The organism is [Clostridium] citroniae WAL-17108 (assembly GCF_000233455.1).
In the GTDB taxonomy this organism is placed as follows: Bacteria; Bacillota; Clostridia; order Lachnospirales; family Lachnospiraceae; genus Enterocloster; species Enterocloster citroniae.
The window spans coordinates 2,038,624-2,059,171 of sequence record NZ_JH376420.1 but is presented as its reverse complement, the minus strand read 5'-3'; the positions used below and the strand labels follow the sequence as shown (position 1 = coordinate 2,059,171).

Sequence of the window (20,548 nt, the reverse complement as noted above, 5' to 3'; positions counted from 1 at the left end):
TATTGTAATCGAAATAAAAGGATATAAGGCAGGAAACAGGTTTGAATAAACGTGATTTTTGGAACGGGTTACTGAAGATATCGGGAGTTCTGTGCCTGGTGGCAGGTCTGTCCATTGCATGTCCCCAGGACAGCCAGGCAGCTGCAAGGCAGGCAGAGGTTAAGACGCGGTCATCCTATGTGGTGAAGATTGAAGCCCCGGCCGTGGATGTATATACATACGCAAGCGAGCGTTCAGAAAAGCAGGGCCAGGTCATGAGAGGCCAGACCTACGAGGCGTTGTCCGGCGCCGGCCAGGGATGGGTAAAGATCCGCACCGGAGGACGGGAAGGGTATATCCGGACCACGGGCAATGCATCCGTGGTGGAAAAAGCCCATGAAACCGTTGATGAGAACGTTAAAAAGCGCCGTCAGGTAGTGGAATATGCCATGCAGTTTGTGGGAGGCAGATATGTGTACGGCGGAGTTGACCCCAACCGTGGGGTGGACTGCTCCGGTTTTACGCGGTATGTGCTGTCCAATTCAGCTTCCATCGCCCTGCCCCATTCTTCCAAGGGACAGTCTTCCTATGGGAAGCAGGTGACCGTGGAGGAGATGCAGCCCGGAGATCTGTTGTTCTACAGCGGTTCAGGCGGTATCAACCATGTGGCCTTGTATATAGGAGACGGCAAGATCGTCCACGCCTCCACTGAAAAGACGGGAATTAAAACATCCCCATACGATTACCGGGAGCCGGTTAAGATCGTCAGCCTGCTGTCTTAGGACAGCAGGTTTTTTGCTTTGCAGAGACGCACTTCTAATCCGCCTGATATGTTACATCTTGCACTGAAATTGTTAAAAATGATATTTAAATTATTAAAAATGTCTAAAGATGTTGACGAAATATGAAAATGTGATATAATAAATTCGTAATGAATGTAACACTTATGTAACAAATCAAGAACAGGGTTGCATTCACCATTAAAACAGGATGGGAGATTTCCTTTTAATGAAACGTATGTTAAGTCAACTTTTAAGAACAGGCGCTGTGTGCGGAATGCTGATGGTAATGAATCCGTTTACATCCCTGGCAGCCATCGGACCAGGATTTACAGCAGGTACATATGTAGCGACCATTACATCAGAGAGTGTGAATATCAACAAAAGCCAAGACAGCGAAGAAGTACTGATGACAGCCCAGGTAGGGAATACATACGAGGTATTAGAGGATTTAGGAAACGGATGGATGAAGATCCGTGTGAACGACACCGAAGGATATCTTCCGGTATCCGGTAATGCTACGGTAGAAGAGGTGGCGGCGGATGAGATGGCGGAAGTGCAGCAGGATGCACTGGAGTCTTCCAACAGTTACAAAAGGCAGCAGGTGGTTAATTATGCCATGCAGTTTGTAGGGGGAAGATACAGATACGGCGGCAGCGATCCCCGCACAGGTGTGGATTGTTCCGGATTTACAAGATACGTGCTCCAGAACTCCGCAGGCATCAGCATGAACCGCTCTTCCGGTGGACAAGCCCAGCAGGGTGTGGCCATTGGAGCCGACCAGATGCAGCCGGGAGATCTGCTGTTTTACGGCAGCACAAGGGGTATCAATCACGTGGCCATGTATATTGGAAACGGACAGATTGTACATGCTTCCACGGAGCGCACGGGTATTACCATATCTAACTGGAATTACAGGAATCCGGTTAAGATCATTAATGTGTTAGGATAGATTTTCAAATATAATAAAAGACGCGCCCTGGGACGAAAGTCTCGGGGCGCGTTCTTTTGCGCTGAAATTGTTAAATATGTCCTCCCAGGACAGCCGGGCCTGTGTCCGGGCAGCAAAAAAGGAGCCTGCAAAACTCCCGGTCCTGCGGTGCCCCTTTGATCTGTCACGAAACGTATATGCTTAAGCTACGCACACATTAACAGCCTGTAAGCCACGATTGCCATTGGTAATGTCAAAAGTAACGGACTGTCCATCCTCTAATGACTTGAAGCCATTGGAAGCGATTCCTGAATAATGAACGAAGATGTCCTCGCCATTCTCTGCGTTTGTGATAAAGCCAAATCCTTTTTGTGAGTTAAACCACTTAACTGTACCTTTGTTCATGAAAGATACCTCCTGTAATATAATATGTGTTTCTTGAATAAAAATAAAAATCACATATTTTTGTAAATCATCAACTCGTTCATGACTTACAAAAATATGTGAAATCAGAATTAATCAAAAATACTTTTTTAATATATCATAGGGGAGGGGATTTGTCAAGAGGGAAATTTATCGGCAGCCAGAGATTCCACAGCCAGAGATTCCAACGCCAAAAGTTACGGTTAAAAGTCCCACCGCCAGATGTCCCATACGGAGAAACACCGGATAGGGGAGCTATCCGGTGTTTACTCAAGGGGAGTATAAATAATTAATAAGGATGAGGTCATGGTTTAAGGGAAACCATTTTTCCTCATATTATTTATAATATATTTTCAGGAAAAAAGCAACCTTATTTTGACGATATGGATGTTTAAAGCGGTGAACAATCCCTTGGTTTTATTGTATTTCCACTACGGTGTCTTTTTTGCTCCTCATTTTTGCGGGCAAAAGAGATGGTTTTTGACCGGAATGACATGGAATTATCGTGGCAAAGTCACAAGCGGACAGGGACTTTACTGTTAGATGGTGTGTGGACATATTAAAAAATTCATGAAAATTGCCAGAGATGGAAAAATGAACCCTGTTTAATTTTAGAATAAGAACAGACAGACGTTCTGTTTATTTTTTTGTTTTCTCTGGAATAAGAGGACTGCATTTATGCCATACTAAGGCTGTAACTAAAAAAACGTGTTTTTAGGAGGTAGTGAAGATGTCTAACAAGAATAACTACAACAACGACATGGAAAACAGCTCAAGAAATTGCAAGAACATGGATCAGCAGAATAACAGCCAGAACAATTCTCAGAACAGTTCCAAGAACAGCTCTCAGAACAGTTCTCAGAACAAGTCCCAGAATAGTTCTCAGAACAGCTCTCAGAACAGCTCTCAGAACAATTCTCAGAATTATTCCCAGAACAGCAGCCGCAACAGCAGCAGAAATGAGTCTAATTTCTAATCTGGCAGTTTGTTGTGCAGATCGATCCGGAGTAAAAAAGAAGGCCGCCGCCGTGATAAACGGCGGTCTTTTTTTGTTTCATAGGGTGCGCCCAGTAAAGGGATTGAAGTTCGGTGGGTGAAAGTCCCACGCTGTAAGGTATAAGCCGTACCGCAGCTAGCGAGTCTTGGGTGGGTAGTAGAGATACTGACTGCTAAGCGTAGACAGCGAAACTTGCAGGGCATAACTATATATAGCCTTGATATCAAAATGTAATTGGGAAGGAAGAGGTGCTCCTATTCACTGAAAGCAATACGGCTGTAAACGGTAATGGCGAGAATACAGCCGCTTCCTCGGTTTTTTTAGGTTGGTCATGCAAGGAAGGATTTTAAGTCAACCGGGGAGGTCTGTCTGGATCCAGAGGAGTTGCGTACATCTGGTATGTGGAACAACTGAAGAAGGGAGAACCACAAAATACCCAGCAGAAGTCGGATGGCCGAATAGTACACAGAAGAAATAAAGTTGTGGAAGTCGAGAAGAACCTGTCCTCGCACCTGTCCTCGCACCTGTCCTCGCAGGTCTGTCATGTAAAGTCATACCAAAGAGGAAACATAGTCTGTACACAGAGACGGGAGGAACTATGGAAACGAAATTGGCGAGAATATCACAGCTGTCGAGCGAAAATCCAGACATGGTGTTTACGTCCATAGGACATCAGCAAGCCTGAACTCGTTTTATAATATCGTGCGATACAGGCTGTACTACTGGCTGAATAGAAGAAGCCAGCAAAAAAGCTATACAAAGGAAGGGGACAAAGAACTGATGAAACAGTTTCCGCTTGCCCAGCCACGTATTTATGTCAGTATATACAGATAGCAGTCGATGTATAAGCTTTACAGGGAGCCGAATGCGGGAAAGCCGCACGTTCGGTTCTGAAAGGGGTAAACCCCGTAAGGGGCTTATCTGCTTACCAAATGCCCTCTCCGCTCAAAGGAACGCTGGGATGCTCTCTGCATGGGGATTTTGTGGTTGCAGGCACTTGGACTGGGGCGAAAATCATGCTAGAATATGGGAAGATGCAGCGAATAAAATCTTCTGATGAAAGGTGACCAGCCATGATAAATATGAGAGGTCGACTGACTGCAAAATACCGGTCCATGGAATTGGGAAAAAAGATCCTGGTTATCCTTTTGTCCGTGTCCCTTTTGCAGATCGGAATTATTCTGATGATATCCTACCACTTAAGCTCCGCCATTATAACGGAACAGACACAGGAACTGATCAGCGAGAGTCTGGAACAGAGTGCGGGGAATATAAGGGCAACATTTGAACGTTTTAACAGCGTGATACAGGAGATCTATACCAACCCGGACTATATTGACGACCTGAAGATCATCAATTCCTGGGACGGGGAGGATTATTACCGGTCTAAGCATTCCCTGGAGGACAAGCTGCGGGATATCATATATATGAACGAGGAGATCATGGGGATCGCCATTGTGGGGAAATATGGGGATGAGTGCTTTTATGACAGCGTGACCTTGTCAAGCCGGAAGCCGTATTGTTTCCCTCCCAACCTGAAGAATGATCCGCTGGTAAAGGATGCCATGAAGCAGAAGGGCAGTATTTATTCTCCCCTGACCAGTAAGAACGATGAGGAATATGGAAGCCACTCCTACTTTTTCATAGCCCACCCCCTTGCTGATTTTAACAATTACAAAAGGGGAGCCGAGGGCTGTGTGATTCTGTGTATTGATGAGAGCCGGTTCCGCAGGGTTTACAGCCAGGGAGGCGAGGAGTCCAACATTTCTTTTCTGGTGGATTGTTACGGCAACATGGTATCATTTCCCCAGCAGGGATACCATGATACCAACCTGTTTCCAGGGCGGTCCGGGGTGATGATAGGAGAGGAGGATATGGATGTCCTTAAAAAGGCGTCCTATGATTTTATCAGCAAGATCCATTACTTTCGTGCCGGAAACCTGTCTGTCAATGCCCTCAGCATTCTGAACGGGGAATTCTTTATTGTGAATATCCAGGATCTGAACTACTCCCTGTCTAAGCTGCGCTATCTCCTGATCATGATCTGTCTGGTGGCAGGGCTGGTGGGAGCAGTCTGTTTCCTAATTGTGTATTACATATCACAGGATACGGACCGGTCCGTGAAGAAGATACTAAAGGCCATGAACGAGGCCAATAGGGGAAACCTGGACAGCAAGGCGGTGGTGGAAGGAAATGACGAGTTTGCCAGGATCTCCGAGCACTTTAATGATATGCTGGCAGAGATCAAGAAGGCGAACCAGCAGGAGCGGGAATCCATGGTCCGGGAGAAAAATGCAGAGATACGGTCCCTGGAAGCCCAGATCAATCCACATTTCCTTTACAATACACTGGATACCATCAACTGGCAGGCAATTGAACAGCAGCAGTTCTCCATCAGCCAGATGATCACAAAGCTGGCCCAGATCCTGCGCTACAGTATCCACAACAGCAATGAGATCGTGACGATCCGGACAGAGCTGGAATTTTTGAAAAAGTATATCTATTTACAGCAGCAGCGCTTTGACTACTCATTCCAGTGCTCCATTGATGCGGATGAAAAGGTGGAGGAGTGCTGCATCCACAAACTCCTGCTGCAGCCACTGGTGGAAAATACCATTATCCATGGATTTCCGGACAGCGGGAGGCCGGGGGAGATAGACATATCCATACAGTACACAGAAGAGGGAAATATTTCCATAGAGATCAAAGATAACGGCGTGGGCATGAGCCCTGATCTGGTGCGGCAGCTGAACTCATATGACGGCAGGGCTGACACCCTGGGCAAAACCATTGGAGTCAGGAACGTGATCACCAGGATCAAACTGTATTATGGGGACAAAGGGGATATCCGTTTTGACTCAGACTTGACAGGAACCACGGTGCGCATTGTGATTCCGGAAGTACATTAGGAAGGGGTGATGGAATGAGGATCGTTCTGGTGGAGGATGAACATAAAACCAGGAATGGCATTCTGAATATGATAAAGCAGTTTACCGCCCATGAGGTGGTGGGGGTTGGGGAAAATGGGCAGGAAGGATATGAACTGGTGAAAGAGAAGCAGCCGGACCTGATTATCAGCGATATCAGGATGCCGGTCATGGGCGGCCTGGAAATGCTCCAGAAGCTGTTTGATGAAAAGGTCAGGTTCAATGCAATTCTTCTCACCGGGTACTCGGACTTTGAATATGCAAGGAAGGCCCTCCAGCTTCAGGTGGTGGACTATCTCCTGAAACCGTTGGACGTGGAGGATTTTTTAAAGAATCTAAGCGCCGTGGAGACAAGGATCTGTAATACGAGGATCCAACAGGTTTCCGTGGAACAGCTGCTTATTAATTACAAGGAGTGCCAGGAAGAGCAAAAGGACTCAGTGCGCCTGGTGCTCCAGGAGATGCTTCACATGAATGACAAGACAGAACTGACCTTGTTTTTATTGTCCCCGGGAAGGATGTTTGTGGACCGGGTGGCGGAGTTTATGAACTGTACAAAGGAACTGCTGGAATCACTCTGCATTGAAAATTCCTGTGTCATCTCCGTGCCCGGGGAAAAGCGCATCCTGGTCATTGCGGCCGGCACGGAGAGAAACAGGGGGTTTAAGAACCGGTTTGCCATAAAGGTCCTGCCGGAGCTGGAGGAGATAGGGGCCTGTACCTGTGTCTGCCACCGGGTCTGGGGAATTGAAAATCTGTGGCCCGGGGTGGAACAGATGACAGGCTGGCTGCCCTATGCGTTTTCCCTTGATCCTGACAGGATGATCGATGAGGAGACGGTTGCACAGGTGCGCTACGGGCCATTGGAATATCCTGAGCATTTGGAGAAGTCCATGATCCGCGAACTTCGCAATGGCAACAAGAAGAAACTGGAGGAATACGGAAATAAATTTATCAGGGAGGTTGCGGACAGCAATGGCAGACCGGAAGAGATACGGGAGTGCGCCGTACGCCTGATCGCCAATGTGTTCAATGTGGCCAGGGAGATGAAGGAGTATTTTAACCAGGAAGAGAACATTCAATATTTTATTGAAATGGTCGTATTGAGTGAAAGCAGAAGCGAGGTCCATTACCAACTGGAAAAATTCATACATATGATCTCCAAAGAGCCGGGGGAAGAAATGCCCACGGAGAACGGCATGGTCATGAACGCGGTTTCCTATATACGCACCAACTATAAAGAGGACATCACACTGACGGATGTGGCCAGGATATGCAGGGTGACGCCGGAATACCTGAGCAGGATTTTTTACCGGGAAACAGGGATTAACTTCAGCGCTTTTTTACAAAATTTCAGGATCAGCGCTGCCAAGCGGATGCTGATGACCGGCAATTATAAGATCTATGAGGTGGCTGAGGCCGTTGGCTTTCATGACCAGAAGTATTTTATTAAGGTATTTAAAAAACTCTGCGGGGTGACTCCGTCAGAGTATAGGAAGGAATCCAGGTTATGAGCATAAAAAGGGTTATGCCTGTTGTAATAGGAACACTTATGATCTCCATCCTGATTGTATATGTCCAGTTCCAAAAGGATATCCCGGAGGATAAGTCTGCACAGGACCAAACCGCGGTCATCAAAGTCCTGTCCTGCTATGAGATCATGGGGCAGCAGGAGATATTAAGGCAGTTTGCGGATGAGTTTAATGAACAAAATCCAGGCCTGCGGGTGGAGATGGAATTTATTGACAAGGAAAACCTGAAAAAGGACATATGCCTGAGGGAGGAACGGGGAGATAAGGCGGACATGGTTATCTGCGACAGCCTGGAGATGGCCGGACTTCTTGACATGGATGTGCTGGAAGACATCACCCCCTACATTACCAAGGAGCGGAGGGCCAGCGTCATATGGCCGGATATGTGGCAGGCTGTTATGGATGATGGGAAATACTATGGGATCCCCTTTAGCTGCGATCCCTATGTACTGTTTTCCAATACCGGATATTTTGAGAAAAAGGCTCTGGATGTGCCGGATAACTGGAATCAGGTATTTGAAGTGTGCAACAGCATTGACAGCAGCGGGATTTACGGCCTTGGATTCGGCGTGCGGCGCACAGGGGATGGAGCGCGGCTTTACAGCAGCGTGCTTTACATATGCGGCGGAAGCTACTACAGTCTGGACAGCAGTCCGGGGATCAGGTCCCTGGAACTATTCGACACCCTGAAGCGGTGGGGCTATGTGGATAAAAATGTGATCAATTATACACAGACAGATATTGCGCGGGAATTTGCAGATGAAAAGGCAGCCATGATCATTGCCCCCATCAGCGTAAAAACCTATCTGGACCAGCTAAAGAGCGGTATATCCTACAGGATCACTGCGGTGCCCGGGGAGGTTAGGGAGGGGTATGTCCTGTCAGGGGACAATATAGGGATCCTGAAAAACGGGGACAGAGGCGCCCTTGCATTTATGGGGTATCTGTACCAGCCGGAGGTCAGGACGCGTTTCTTAAATGCCACAGGCACCCTTCCCCTGTTTCAGGCAGAAGCAGGAGAAGGCGGAAATGACAGGGATATGCTGCAGCTGAAAAAGGGGTTTGTCAACCAGGGGATTTTGTTAAAGAGTTACAATTCCTGGTTTGAGGTATCCAGCATCCTTTCCGAATATGTTTGCAGCCTGCTTACAAAGAAAAACATAGATGTGCCCGAAACTGCAAGGAACCTCCAGGATGAGGTGAGGGTTGCGATCATGAACCACTGATGCTTTTTGCGTCAGTGGTTAAAATTTTACCCTTTTTTCAAAAAAGTGGAATATACTTTGGCTGTTTGAAATGATACCATCAGTGTACAAAGAAAAATAAAGGAGAGGGAAAAATGAAAAGAAAATTGATCAGCGCGGCATTGGCCGCTGTTATGGTTTCCAGCCTGGCTGCATGCGGGGCCTCCGGGTCTGCATCCGCCACCGCAGCCCCGTCTGAGCAGCAGAGCGGGAAGGAGGAGACCGGGGCGTCATCAGGGGAAAAGAAGACTCTGACCGTTACATTTAAGGATGATGGCCAGGGAGAAAACCATCCGTGGTATGTATGGCTTAAGAAAAGCTATGAGGAATGGGACCAAAAGGATGGGATCGATCTGGAACTTGCCCCCATCACATCCTCTGAGGGGGATTATTATACCAAAGTTGCCCTGCAGCTGGCGGACAAGAATACCTGCCCGGACATTGTGATCGAGGATACCTTCCAGCTTCCAAGTGATGTAAGCGCCGGATACCTGACTAATCTGGACTCTTATGTGGCCGGTTACCCGGAATGGTCCGATGGGACATATTATGATTCTCTGAAGTCAGGTTCTGTTGCAGAGGACGGCTCTGTCTACGGTATCCCTTATTCCACGGATGCCAGAGGGATCTGGTACAACAAGGAGATCTTTAAGCAGGCAGGTCTTCCCCAGGAGTGGCAGCCGGAGAACTGGCAGGATGTTCTGGACGCGTGCGCTGCCATCAAGGCCAATGTTCCGGATGTGATCCCATTCTGGTGTAATTCCGGTGTGGCAACCGGTGAGGCCACCTCCATGCAGACCTATGAAATGCTGCTGTACGGAACAGGTGAGCAGCTTCTGGATGAGAATGGAAAATGGATCGTAAAGAGCCGGGCTATTGAGGACACCCTGCAGTTTATCAGTGACATTTATACCAATGGCTACGGACCCTCCCTGTCCCTGGTACTTAACGGGCAGGCCACCAACACGGCCAGGCGCGAATATCTGCCCCAGCAGAAACTGGCAATGTCCATGGACGGAGCCTGGATCTGTGCAAACTGGGAGGAGACAGGCGCTTCCCCATGGCCTGAATACCAGGAGATCATGGGATTTGCAGCCATGCCCACACAGAACGGCGGCGGTGTGATCACCATGTCAGGAGGCTGGTCTGTTTCCATTCCTGAAAATTCCGATATGAAAGATGAGGCGTTTGCCTTTATTAAGAAATTAATGGAACCGCCTCTGTACACCGAATCCGTGATCGCCCAGGGAAGTATTGTCACCAGGACGGATGCGGCTGCGGATGAGGCATATACCTCCCTTCCCTTCCGCACGGAAGCAACCGACCTGCTGGAGGGAGCCTTCTTCAGACCACAGAACGAGCAGTATTCAGTTGTGACCAATAATATCCAGACCATGGTGGAGGCGGTTGTATCCGGCAGTACGCCGGAGGATGCCATGAACCAGTATGCCATGGATGTGGCCCGCGTGGTGGGGGATGACAATGTAGTGGAGAAATAAGTTCATCTTTCCCGGAAAGATGAAGCCTGCGGCGGATCGTGTAAGGCGCACATACCTATCATGTCATGCAAAGCATGAGGCGACTTACACAAGTACGTTCAGGCGTACCTGAATTGTGGAGCGGCGATCAGACGGATTACCCTCCACATTTTTATGAAAGGAAGAGTTGTCCAATGACAAACAGACAGGTATATAGTTGGCGGGAGGAGATGAGAAAATCCGTGCTTCTGCTCCCGGCAGTGGCAGTCTTACTGTGCTTTTTCATCGTCCCCATTGTATTGACCGTGTATTACTCGTTTACAAATATGGCGCTCAGCGGTTCCAATGCCAGGAATTTGAAGTTCATTGGCCTGGAGAATTACCAAAGAATGCTGACAGACCCCAGCACCATCACGGCTATCAGGAATACCCTGGTATTTTTGGCGGGCAGCCTGGCAGGACAGACCATCCTGGGGTTTGCAATCGCCTATTTTATGAAACAGAAGGCCAGGGCTTTCCGCAGTGTGGTGGGCCCCTGTTTCCTGGTGGGCTGGGTGATGCCGGAGATTGTGGTGGCATTATGCTTTATGGCCTTTTTTAAGGAAAACGGAACCTTAAACGTGCTTCTGGGCGCTGTGGGGATAAAGGGCATTGCCTGGCTTTATGAACATCCCATGCTCTCGGTGATCATAGCCAACGTGTGGCACGGGACCGCATTTTCCATGCTGAATTTCCAGTCCGCCCTGGATAACGTATCCGGGGAGATAGAGGAGGCAGCCCGTGTGGACGGCGCCAACCGGCTCCAGGTTCTGATCCGGATCATCGTACCCTGCATCAAGGACAGCATTGCCACCAATGTGATGTTAAACACCCTGTCCACACTGGGGGTATACGGACTGATCTACGCCATGACAGGAGGAGGTCCTGCCAATAAGACCACCACCTTGCCCATTTACATGTACAATCAGGGACTTAAGGGAATGCAGCTGGGATTTGGAACTGCCATCGGAATGCTGATCCTTCTGGTGGGCATCATATGCAGCCTGATATATGCCAGGATCTTAAAATCAAAGGATTAGGGAGGAGCGCAGCATGAATAACAAACAGGTCAATTATCTGCATTATATTGTATTGAGTTTTATGGCGCTTACATTCCTTTTGCCCCTGGTGTGGCTGGTGGCGGCGTCACTGGACCCCAATGCCAGCGATGCCCTTAAGACCCCTGCGGCCTGGACCATGGGCAACTTTGTCAGTGTGCTGACGGAAAAAAGCAATCTGCGGGCTTACTGGGTGGGCTTTGTGATATCATTTGTGGAATCACTGGCAGTGGTCCTGCTGTCCTGCCTGGCCGCATATCCGCTGTCCAGATACAAATTGAGCTACAAAAAGGCATTTATGAACATCATACTATTTATGACCGCCCTGCCCATGATCGCCGTGATCGTCCCGGTTTATAAAATGTACCTGAGTCTGGGGCTTTTGGACAAAATCTGGGGAGTGATCCTGTACCTCTCGGCCTCATCCCTTCCCTACGGGCTGTGGCTGATGAAGAATTTTATGGACGCGGTTCCCCAGGAACTGGAGGAGGCTGCCTGGGTAGACGGGGCCACCACTATGAAATCCATTACAGGGGTTGTGCTGCCGTTAATGTTTCCGGGAATCTGCACCGTGTTTATCTACACGTTTTCCAAGAGCTGGGGCAACTTTTTTGTTCCGTATATCCTTCTCAGCTCAGCGTCCAAGATGCCGGCTTCCGTGAAGCTGTATCAGTTTTTCGGCCAGTATGGACTTATTGACTACGGTCCTCTGGCAGCTTATTCCATCATCTACACGCTGCCCTCCATCCTGCTGTACATATTGTCCCAGAATTATATGTCCAAAGGATTCAGTTTATCAGGAGCCGCAAAAGGGTAGAGTTTCAAGATTTAAGGAGGTTAGAAATGATCATGCTTCGCCAGCGGATAGGAAAGTTCCTTTCTTATCTGGAACAACAGATTTACCCCCTGACCCGGGAGGTAACGGATATACGCTTTATCAAGTCGGAGGAAAACTACAGGGGCAGAATGGATCTGAATGCTTCGGAATGGAAGCCCTTTGGCAGCGGGGGGATATGGGGAGGCCACAGAGAGTATTACTGGTTCGACCTTAAGGCAACGGTACCGGAATGCTTTGAGGGAAAATGTGTCTGCCTTGAGATCCTCACCGGAAAGGAAGGGGGATGGGACGCAACCAACCCGCAGTTCTCCTGTTATGTGGACGGCGTGCTGCGCCAGGGATTGGATGTCAATCACCGGGAGGTGGTCCTTTCCGAACATGCTGCGCCGGGGCAGGAGTACCGGATCGTTCTCTCTGCGTTCACAGGGGACCAGAATTTTAACTTAAAACTCAAGGCTTCCCTGAAGGTGCTGGACCGCCTGACCGAACAATACTATTATGATATTTCCGTGCCATATCATACGGCCTGCCTGCTGGACGAGGAGGACCGGGATTATATAACCATCATCAATATCATCAACCAGTCCGTCAATCTTCTGGATTTCCGCAAGGAGGGGTCGCCTGAATATTATGAAAGCCTTGCCAGGGCGCAGCAATACATAACAGAGGAATTTTATGAAAAACGGTGCGGCACCAAGGACAGGCCGACCATCTGCTGTGTAGGCCACACCCATATTGACTGTGCCTGGCTGTGGACCCTGAGGGTCACGCAGGACAAGGCTGTGCGCAGCTTTTCCACGGTGCTGGAACTTATGCGGCAGTATCCGGAGTATAAGTTCATGTCCAGCCAGCCCCTTTTGTACCAATTTGTGAAAAAGAACGCCCCTGAGATCTATGAGGAGATCAGGGAACGGGTCCGTGAAGGGCGGTGGGAGACAGAGGGGGCCATGTTTGTGGAGGCGGACTGCAACCTCTCATCAGGGGAATCCCTGGTGCGCCAGATCCTGTACGGCAAGCGTTTTTTCAAGGAAGAATTTGGAAAGGACAATGTGGTCGTATGGCTGCCGGATGTGTTCGGCTACTCAGCGGCCCTGCCCCAGATCATGAAAAAGACAGGGATCCGGTATTTCATGACCACTAAGATCAATTGGAATGAATTCAACCGCATGCCCTATGATACGTTCATGTGGAGGGGAATCGATGGCACGGAGATCCTGACGCATTTTATGCCCACCAGGGATTATAAGGACACGGCGGACAATGCCAACAGGACCAACTTTTTCACCACTTATAACGGCTTTATCAATCCGTCCCAGGTCAAGGGATCCTGGAAACGGTACAGCCAGAAATACCTGAACCAGGAGACTCTGATGGCCTGCGGCTACGGGGACGGCGGCGGAGGGACCACCAGGGAAATGCTGGAAAACCAGAGGCGGCTATCCAAGGGGATCCCGGGCTGCCCCAACACCAGAATGTCCCATGTAACGGAGTTCTTTGAAAAGCTGGAACAGGATATATGCCAAAACCCCTATCTGCCTGTGTGGAGCGGCGAACTGTACCTGGAATACCACAGGGGCACTTATACCACCATGGCACGGAATAAACGTTATAACAGGAAATCGGAGTTTGCCTGCCAGAACATGGAATGGCTGGGAGTGATGGAGGAATGCCTGCTGGGGGAGGAAGACCTGCCTGGCGGAGGGCATCCGGGAGGGAAGTATCCGGCCCGGCTGCTAAAGGAGAGCTGGGAGACCGTGATGAAGAATCAGTTCCACGATATACTGCCCGGTTCATCCATCAAAGAGGTATATGAAGATTCCAAGGCAGAGTATGAAGAATTGTTGGAACGTGCCGGGCAGCAGATCAGGGAACAGCTTCAAAGGCTGGCGGATCATGTGGATGCCGGAGCCGGGGACGTGGTGGTGTTTAATCCTTACGGCGCTTTGGGAGAAGGGATTGCGGAATTTTCACCGGGGAAGGGGAAAGAGGTAACCGGGCTTCGGGACGGCTCAGGAAAGATTCCGGTCCAGCAGACAGCGGAGGGCCGCTGCATCTTTGAGGCCCTGGGAGTGCCCTCAAGGGGGTACCGTACCTACGGGTATGGGGAGGAGAACGCCATGCCTTCGGAACTGACTGTCAGCGAGAGGGGAATGGAGAACCGGTACTTTATCCTGGAATTCAACGAAAAGGGCCAGTTTTCACGCATTTATGATAAGGAGAACAAGCGTGAGGTCCTGAAGCCGGGCCGGGCCGGCAATGTGATCATGAGCTACGAGGACCGTCCCCACAACTATGATGCGTGGGATATCAATAACTACTATACGGAGAAAAGCTGGGAAGTGGATCAGGTCTCATCTGTTCAGGTTACGGAGATGGGGCCGGTGCGCGCCGCGGTGCAGATCGACCGGCAGTACCTGGATTCAACCATTTCCCAGACTATTTACCTGTATGGCCATACCCCCAGGATCGATATACGGACCAAGGTGGACTGGAACGAGCACCTGATTATGCTGAAGGATATATTCCCGCTGGATGTCCATACGGATGAAGCGTCCTTTGAGATCCAGTACGGCAATGTAAAACGGCCCACCCATTCCAACACCTCATGGGATTTTGCAAAATTTGAGGTATGTGTCCATAAGTGGCTGGATGTGTCCGAGTACGGGTACGGGGTCAGCTTTCTCAACGACTGCAAATACGGCTGCAGCGTAAAGGACGGAGTGGTGGGGCTGACCATGTTAAAGTCCCCTCTGTATCCCAATCCGGATGCGGACAAGGAAAAACACGAGTTTTGGTATTCCATTTATCCCCACAAGGGGGACTGGAGGGAAGCCGGCACGGTGAAACAGGCGTATCTGTTTAATAATCCCCTGATGGCAGCTGTGAAAAACGGATCTGACCGCACCCTCCCGCCACAGTATTCCCTGGTATCCGTGGATGCGGATAATATTGTGATCGAAGTGGTGAAACAGGCGGAGGACAGCCGGGATGTGATCCTGCGAATGTATGAGTGCTTTAACCAGCGCACGGACACGCGCCTCACATGGAGGCTTCCGGTAAAGGGGGCTGCGGAATGTGATATGCTGGAGGCAGAGGAGAGGACGCTGGATGTGGCAAAGGAGGGAACCAGGCTCTCATTTATGCCCTTTGAGATCAAGACCGTGAAACTTATGCTTCAAAGCCCATAGAGAGCAGGGGAAAGTGCGCAAATACAGCACGGGAAATGAAGACGCCGTAACAGGCGGGTCAGTAAAAACCGATAATCATAGAACAATAGAATAACGGAACGGCTAAAAAGCCGGCGTGCAACCAAGTACGCCGGCTTTTTGGTGGTGTCCACGGCCCGAAGCCCCGGGATCAGGCCCGCCCCGCCCAGGTCCGCCCCAAAGTCCCCACAATCCCGGTTTGATCCTTCACCCCATGGACCACACCGCATATATTGATAATAGGACACGTCTGACAGGCTTTTTTGCCGGCCGGCCGTAAAGGAAAGGGCAGGTGAGTAGGAAATGACGACATTTCCAATGATATCATATAGACAATTTGACGAATGGCTGGAGCAGGGAAAAGTGGCCCAGCTGGTGGATCTGCGGGAACCGTGGATGTATGAGCATGACCGCTTGTGGGGAAGTATGAACATTCCCTACGAGGAGCTGGAGTGTAACATGGATCTTATCAGAAGGGACGGTACCGTGGTGTTCTATTGTGACCGGGGGGCGAAAAGCATGGTGGTCTGCCGGGACCTGTGGAGATTGGGCTATGATGCAGTGGATCTGGCTGGAGGAATGTTGAATTACCGGGGGAAATACATTGACAGAAGCCCGGTTTCAGCTATAGAATAGAAACCGTAAGTTTGAGTGATAAAAGCTGTTTTCAGGAGGATAAACCCATGAAGATAATGTTTGCATCGGATATACACGGTTCTGCGTACTATTGCAGGAGGATGCTGGATATATATGAAGGGACCGGAGCAGAGCGCCTGGTTTTGCTGGGAGATATTCTGTACCACGGTCCCCGCAATGACCTGCCAAGGGATTATGCGCCCAAGGAAGTCATTGCCATGTTAAATTCCATGAAGAATGAAATTTATGCGGTTCGGGGAAACTGTGATACAGAGGTGGACCAGATGGTGCTTGATTTCCCCATCATGGCGGATTACGGACTGTTTGTGATCGAGGGCAAAACCTTTTATGCCACCCATGGACATGTGTTTGACCAGGACCATCTTCCTCCCATGAAGGAAGGCGATATCCTTGTTCATGGACACACCCACCTTCTGAAAGCGGAGACAGTTGACAATACACCCTGCGGACGCATCACTGTGCTCAACCCAGGGTCTGTTTCCATACCCAAGGGAGGGAATCCCCATACCTATGCCATGCTTGTGGACGGGGTATTCCGGATCCTCACCCTGGACGGGGACCTGGTAAAAGAAATGAAGCTGTAATATGCGGAGAGGATAATTGATTGAAGACATATGAACTGATCGCACCCTGCCATTTTGGACTGGAAGCGGTGCTGAAAAAAGAGATACTGGATCTGGGATATGAGATATCCCTTGTGGAGGATGGCCGTGTTACCTTTATCGGTGATGATGAAGCGATCTGCCGCGCCAATATATTCCTGCGCACCGCGGAGCGTGTGCTTTTAAAGGTGGGGAGTTTTAAGGCAGAGACATTTGAGGAACTGTTTCAGGGTACAAAAGCCATTGCCTGGGAGGAATATGTGCCGGAGGATGGAAAATTCTGGGTTGCAAAGGCTTCCTCCATCAAGAGCAAGCTGTTCAGCCCCTCTGATATACAATCCATCATGAAAAAGGCAATGGTGGAGCGGATGAAAAAGCATTATGGCGTATCATGGTTCCCTGAAAATGGAGCCAGCTATCCCCTGCGCGTATTTCTGTATAAGGATGTGGTGACAGTGGGTATAGACACCAGCGGCGATTCACTCCACAAACGCGGATACAGGACACTGACCAGCAAGGCGCCCATTACAGAAACCCTGGCAGCCGCACTGATTATGCTGACCCCGTGGAACAAAGAACGCATACTGGTGGATCCCTTTTGCGGAAGCGGGACATTTCCCATTGAAGCGGCCATGATGGCGGCCAATATGGCGCCGGGTATGAACCGCTCCTTCCTGTCTGAGGACTGGAAGAATTTGATCAAGCGTAAATGCTGGTATGAGGCCATGGATGAGGCCAATGAACTGGTGGACAGGGATGTGAAGGCGGACATTCAGGGGTATGACATTGACGGTGATATTGTAAAGGCGGCCAGGGCCAATGCAGAGTCTGCCGGAGTGGACCATATGATCCATTTCCAGCAAAGGCCTGTCAGCGCTTTAAGCCATCCCAAGAAATATGGATTTATTATATCCAACCCGCCGTACGGCGAGCGGCTTGAGGAGAAATCCAACCTTCCAGCCCTGTACAGGGAGATCGGGGAGCGCTATGCTGCCCTGGATGCATGGTCCATGTACCTGATTACTTCCTACGAGGACGCGGAGCAGTACATTGGGCGCAGGGCGGACAAGAACAGGAAGATCTACAATGGTATGATGAAGACATACTTTTACCAGTTCATGGGACCAAAGCCTCCCAGACGCAGTCAGGAGAGCAGAGAGAATTGAGAAACAGCAATACCTTTATTTCATATACAGGCCAGAAGTGGCTGATATTGGCCCTGGCCGGCGTTTTGCTGGCGGGGTCTGTTTCCGGTTGCGGCAGTCTTGGGGCGGGAAATCCCCGGCAGGAGATGCAGCAGGAGACGCAGGAGAGCTTATCAGGCACGCAGGAGAACAGCGCCGGCCATACGGCCGGCCGGACTGACGGGGGAGAGACGGGAAAGGAAGAAGAACGGGAAAAAGAAACGAAGGAAAAGGATACACAGGAAAAAGAGACAAAGGATGAGTATAAACCATATATATGGAACCGGGGTTACGGACCGCAGGTAAAGCTGCCGGCTGCCTATGACTACAGGACAGAGGGAAGGGCGCCCCAGATCGGCAACCAGGGATCCCTGGGAACGTGCTGGGCCTTTGCATCCCTCACCGCTCTGGAGTCTTCCCTGCTGCCTGGGCAGAGGATGACATTTGCAGTGGACCACATGTCCATGCACAACAACTTTCTTTTAAGCCAGGATGAGGGCGGGGAGTACACCATGTCCATGGCCTATCTTCTGGCATGGCAGGGGCCTGTGCTGGAATCCGAGGACCCTTACGGGGACGGTTATTCGCCGGATGGTCTAATGCCCAGGAAGCATGTGCAGGAGATCCAGGTCCTGAAGGCCAAGGATTATGATGCCGTTAAACGGGCCGTATACCTGGAAGGAGGGGTGCAGAGTTCTCTGTATACCTCCATGAGGGATTACCAGAGCGAGTCCGTGTACTATAACCGGGAAACCAATTCCTACTGTTATATGGGCAGCGAAAAGCCGAACCATGATTCCGTGATTGTTGGATGGGATGACAATTATTCCAGGGAGAATTTTAATATGGACCTGGAGGGGGATGGGGCGTTTATCTGTACCAACAGCTGGGGTGAGGATTTTGGGGACCAGGGATATTTTTACGTATCCTACTACGACACCAATATCGGGGTTCATAATATTGTCTACACAGGCGTGGAGCAGGTAAATAATTACGATAGGATCCACCAGAGCGATCTGTGCGGCTGGGTGGGCCAGATCGGATACGGCCAGGACGAGGCATGGTTTTCCAATGCGTACAGGGCCGGTTCCGGGGAAATGCTGGCAGCCGCCGGATTCTATGCAACGGACAGTGATACCCAGTATGAGCTTTATGTGGCCAGACATCTGCCTGAGGCCGGGGATCCGGAACTTGAAAAGGCGCTGAACAGCCGCACACTTCTGGCACGGGGTAAGCTGGCCAATGCGGGGTTTTATACAATTCCCCTGGAAGAAAAAATACTATTGGATGATGATGAAAAATTTGCTATAATAGTTAAAATAATAACACCCGGGACCGTCCATCCGGTTGCCATAGAATATGATGCCGGGGACGGGATCGCTTTGGTGGACCTAAAGGACGGGGAGGGTTATCTAAGCCATGACGGCAATGTCTGGGAACATGTGGAGGAAACCCAGGGCTGCAATATCTGCCTGAAGGTTTACACCAAGTATAAATAATTGAAGTATAACAGATGAGGATCGGAAAAATGGGACACAGAATCATTTTTGCCACTGGCAATGAAGGAAAGATGAGGGAGATCAGAGCCCTCTTGGGAGATCTGGGGCTGCCTGTGCTGTCCATGAAGGAGGCAGGTGTGGATCTGGACATCGTGGAGGACGGAACCACCTTTGGGGAGAACGCTGAGATCAAGGCCAAAGCGGTCTGGAAGGTGACAGGCGATATTGTGCTGGCAGATGATTCCGGTCTGGCGGTGGATTACATCGGCGGCGAACCGGGGATATACTCCGCAAGATATATGGGGGAGGATACCTCCTATGAGATAAAGAACAGGAATATCATTGACCGGCTGAAGGATGCCGGGGGCAGGTCCCGCAGCGCCCGGTTTGTGTGCAACATAGCGGCCGTGCTGCCGGACGGACGGGTCCTTCATACGGAGGAGACCATGGAGGGAATGATAGCAGAAGAACCTGCCGGAAGCGGAGGGTTTGGGTATGATCCCATTCTTTTCCTGCCCGAGTATGGTCTGACATCGGCTGAGATCACCATGGAGGAGAAGAATAAGATCAGCCACAGGGGGAAAGCCTTAAGGGCAATGAAAGCGGCTCTTGAGAAAGTGCTTAAAAGAGAGATGGAGAGGACGCAGGATGAAAATATTAATTGTCAGTGATACTCATAGAAAAGACGGAAACCTGAAACAGGTCATTGCCCGGACAGGACATCTGGATATGCTGATCCATCTGGGAGACGCGGAGGGCAGCGAGCATATGATCGCGTCCTGGGTCAATGAGGACTGCGACCTTCAGATGATCCTGGGCAACAATGATTTTTTTTCCAATCTGGAACGGGAAAAGGACATTATGATCGGTGGTTACAGGACCCTTCTGACCCATGGACATTATTACAATGTATCGGTGGGCGCCGAGTACCTTGCAGAGGAAGCCAGGGCCAGGGGCTTTGACATAGCCATGTTCGGCCATACCCACAGGCCGTTCTATGAGGTGGACAGAAAGCCCGGGGATAAGGATCTGATCGTGCTGAATCCTGGCAGCCTCTCCTATCCGCGCCAGGACGGACACAAGCCGTCCTATATGCTGATGGAGATCGATAAGGAAGGGGAAGCCCATTTTTCCCTGAATTTCCTGTAAATTCGGGCAGAAGAAAAGATAAAATA

The 20,548-nt window shown here is 50.0% G+C and carries 17 protein-coding genes; 16 read left to right on the top strand and 1 reads right to left on the bottom strand.

The features are described from left to right. Positions 1-41 precede the first annotated feature (41 nt). Positions 42-761, top strand: a complete 720-nt coding sequence (locus HMPREF9469_RS09420) for a C40 family peptidase (protein ID WP_007861307.1) — start codon at positions 42-44, stop codon at positions 759-761. 226 nt (positions 762-987) lie between these two features. Continuing rightward, a complete protein-coding gene (locus HMPREF9469_RS09415; protein WP_007861305.1) occupies positions 988-1,710 on the top strand; it encodes an NlpC/P60 family protein in 723 nt (240 codons plus the stop codon). A 180-nt stretch (positions 1,711-1,890) separates the two neighbouring features. On the opposite strand, the gene HMPREF9469_RS09410 is transcribed toward HMPREF9469_RS09415, so the two are convergent. After that, the gene (locus HMPREF9469_RS09410; RefSeq protein WP_007861303.1) at positions 1,891-2,094 is read right to left on the bottom strand and encodes a cold-shock protein; all 204 of its coding nucleotides are present in this window, start codon (positions 2,092-2,094) and stop codon (positions 1,891-1,893) included. Positions 2,095-2,842: 748 nt separating this feature from the next. Between HMPREF9469_RS09410 and HMPREF9469_RS09405 the strand changes: the two genes are divergently transcribed. From HMPREF9469_RS09405 to HMPREF9469_RS09340, 14 genes are all read left to right on the top strand, one after another. Beyond that, positions 2,843-3,088, top strand: coding sequence for a hypothetical protein (locus tag HMPREF9469_RS09405; RefSeq protein WP_007861299.1), 246 nt, complete (start codon positions 2,843-2,845; stop codon positions 3,086-3,088). A 1,094-nt stretch (positions 3,089-4,182) separates the two neighbouring features. Further along, the gene (locus tag HMPREF9469_RS09400; RefSeq protein WP_007861297.1) at positions 4,183-6,018 is read left to right on the top strand and encodes a sensor histidine kinase; all 1,836 of its coding nucleotides are present in this window, start codon (positions 4,183-4,185) and stop codon (positions 6,016-6,018) included. Between the two features lie 14 nt (positions 6,019-6,032). Further along, a complete protein-coding gene (locus tag HMPREF9469_RS09395) occupies positions 6,033-7,550 on the top strand; it encodes a response regulator transcription factor (RefSeq protein ID WP_007861296.1) in 1,518 nt (505 codons plus the stop codon). After that, entirely contained in the window at positions 7,547-8,794 is a 1,248-nt protein-coding gene (locus tag HMPREF9469_RS09390; protein ID WP_007861295.1) for an ABC transporter substrate-binding protein, read from the top strand. The genes HMPREF9469_RS09395 and HMPREF9469_RS09390 overlap by 4 nt, the downstream gene beginning before the upstream one ends. A 113-nt stretch (positions 8,795-8,907) precedes the next feature. Continuing rightward, on the top strand, positions 8,908-10,311 hold the full coding sequence (locus HMPREF9469_RS09385; protein ID WP_007861294.1) for an extracellular solute-binding protein: 1,404 nt from the start codon (positions 8,908-8,910) through the stop codon (positions 10,309-10,311). 173 nt (positions 10,312-10,484) lie between these two features. Then, complete coding sequence (locus HMPREF9469_RS09380; protein ID WP_040415234.1) at positions 10,485-11,369, top strand: carbohydrate ABC transporter permease; 885 nt, start codon at positions 10,485-10,487, stop codon at positions 11,367-11,369. A 13-nt stretch (positions 11,370-11,382) separates the two neighbouring features. Beyond that, positions 11,383-12,204 carry a carbohydrate ABC transporter permease gene (locus HMPREF9469_RS09375; RefSeq protein ID WP_007861292.1) on the top strand — a complete coding sequence of 274 codons (822 nt, stop codon included), beginning with the start codon at positions 11,383-11,385 and terminating at the stop codon, positions 12,202-12,204. A gap of 26 nt (positions 12,205-12,230) precedes the next feature. Then, on the top strand, positions 12,231-15,413 hold the full coding sequence (locus tag HMPREF9469_RS09370; protein ID WP_007861291.1) for an alpha-mannosidase: 3,183 nt from the start codon (positions 12,231-12,233) through the stop codon (positions 15,411-15,413). A 321-nt stretch (positions 15,414-15,734) separates the two neighbouring features. Next, positions 15,735-16,067 (top strand): rhodanese-like domain-containing protein, encoded by a 333-nt coding sequence (locus HMPREF9469_RS09365; RefSeq protein WP_007861289.1) that lies wholly within the window; start codon positions 15,735-15,737, stop codon positions 16,065-16,067. Positions 16,068-16,114: 47 nt separating this feature from the next. Next, positions 16,115-16,672: a phosphodiesterase gene (yfcE, locus tag HMPREF9469_RS09360; protein ID WP_007861287.1), complete on the top strand. Its 558-nt coding sequence runs from the start codon at positions 16,115-16,117 to the stop codon at positions 16,670-16,672. A 20-nt stretch (positions 16,673-16,692) separates the two neighbouring features. After that, positions 16,693-17,856, top strand: coding sequence for a THUMP domain-containing class I SAM-dependent RNA methyltransferase (locus HMPREF9469_RS09355; RefSeq protein WP_007861285.1), 1,164 nt, complete (start codon positions 16,693-16,695; stop codon positions 17,854-17,856). Further along, complete coding sequence (locus HMPREF9469_RS09350) at positions 17,853-19,373, top strand: lectin like domain-containing protein (RefSeq protein ID WP_007861284.1); 1,521 nt, start codon at positions 17,853-17,855, stop codon at positions 19,371-19,373. Before HMPREF9469_RS09355 ends, HMPREF9469_RS09350 begins: the two co-directional genes overlap by 4 nt. Before the next feature lie 29 nt (positions 19,374-19,402). Then, entirely contained in the window at positions 19,403-20,044 is a 642-nt protein-coding gene (gene rdgB / locus HMPREF9469_RS09345) for an RdgB/HAM1 family non-canonical purine NTP pyrophosphatase (protein ID WP_007861282.1), read from the top strand. Next, positions 20,022-20,522 carry a metallophosphoesterase family protein gene (locus tag HMPREF9469_RS09340; RefSeq protein WP_007861280.1) on the top strand — a complete coding sequence of 167 codons (501 nt, stop codon included), beginning with the start codon at positions 20,022-20,024 and terminating at the stop codon, positions 20,520-20,522. The genes rdgB and HMPREF9469_RS09340 overlap by 23 nt, the downstream gene beginning before the upstream one ends. Positions 20,523-20,548: the final 26 nt, after the last annotated feature.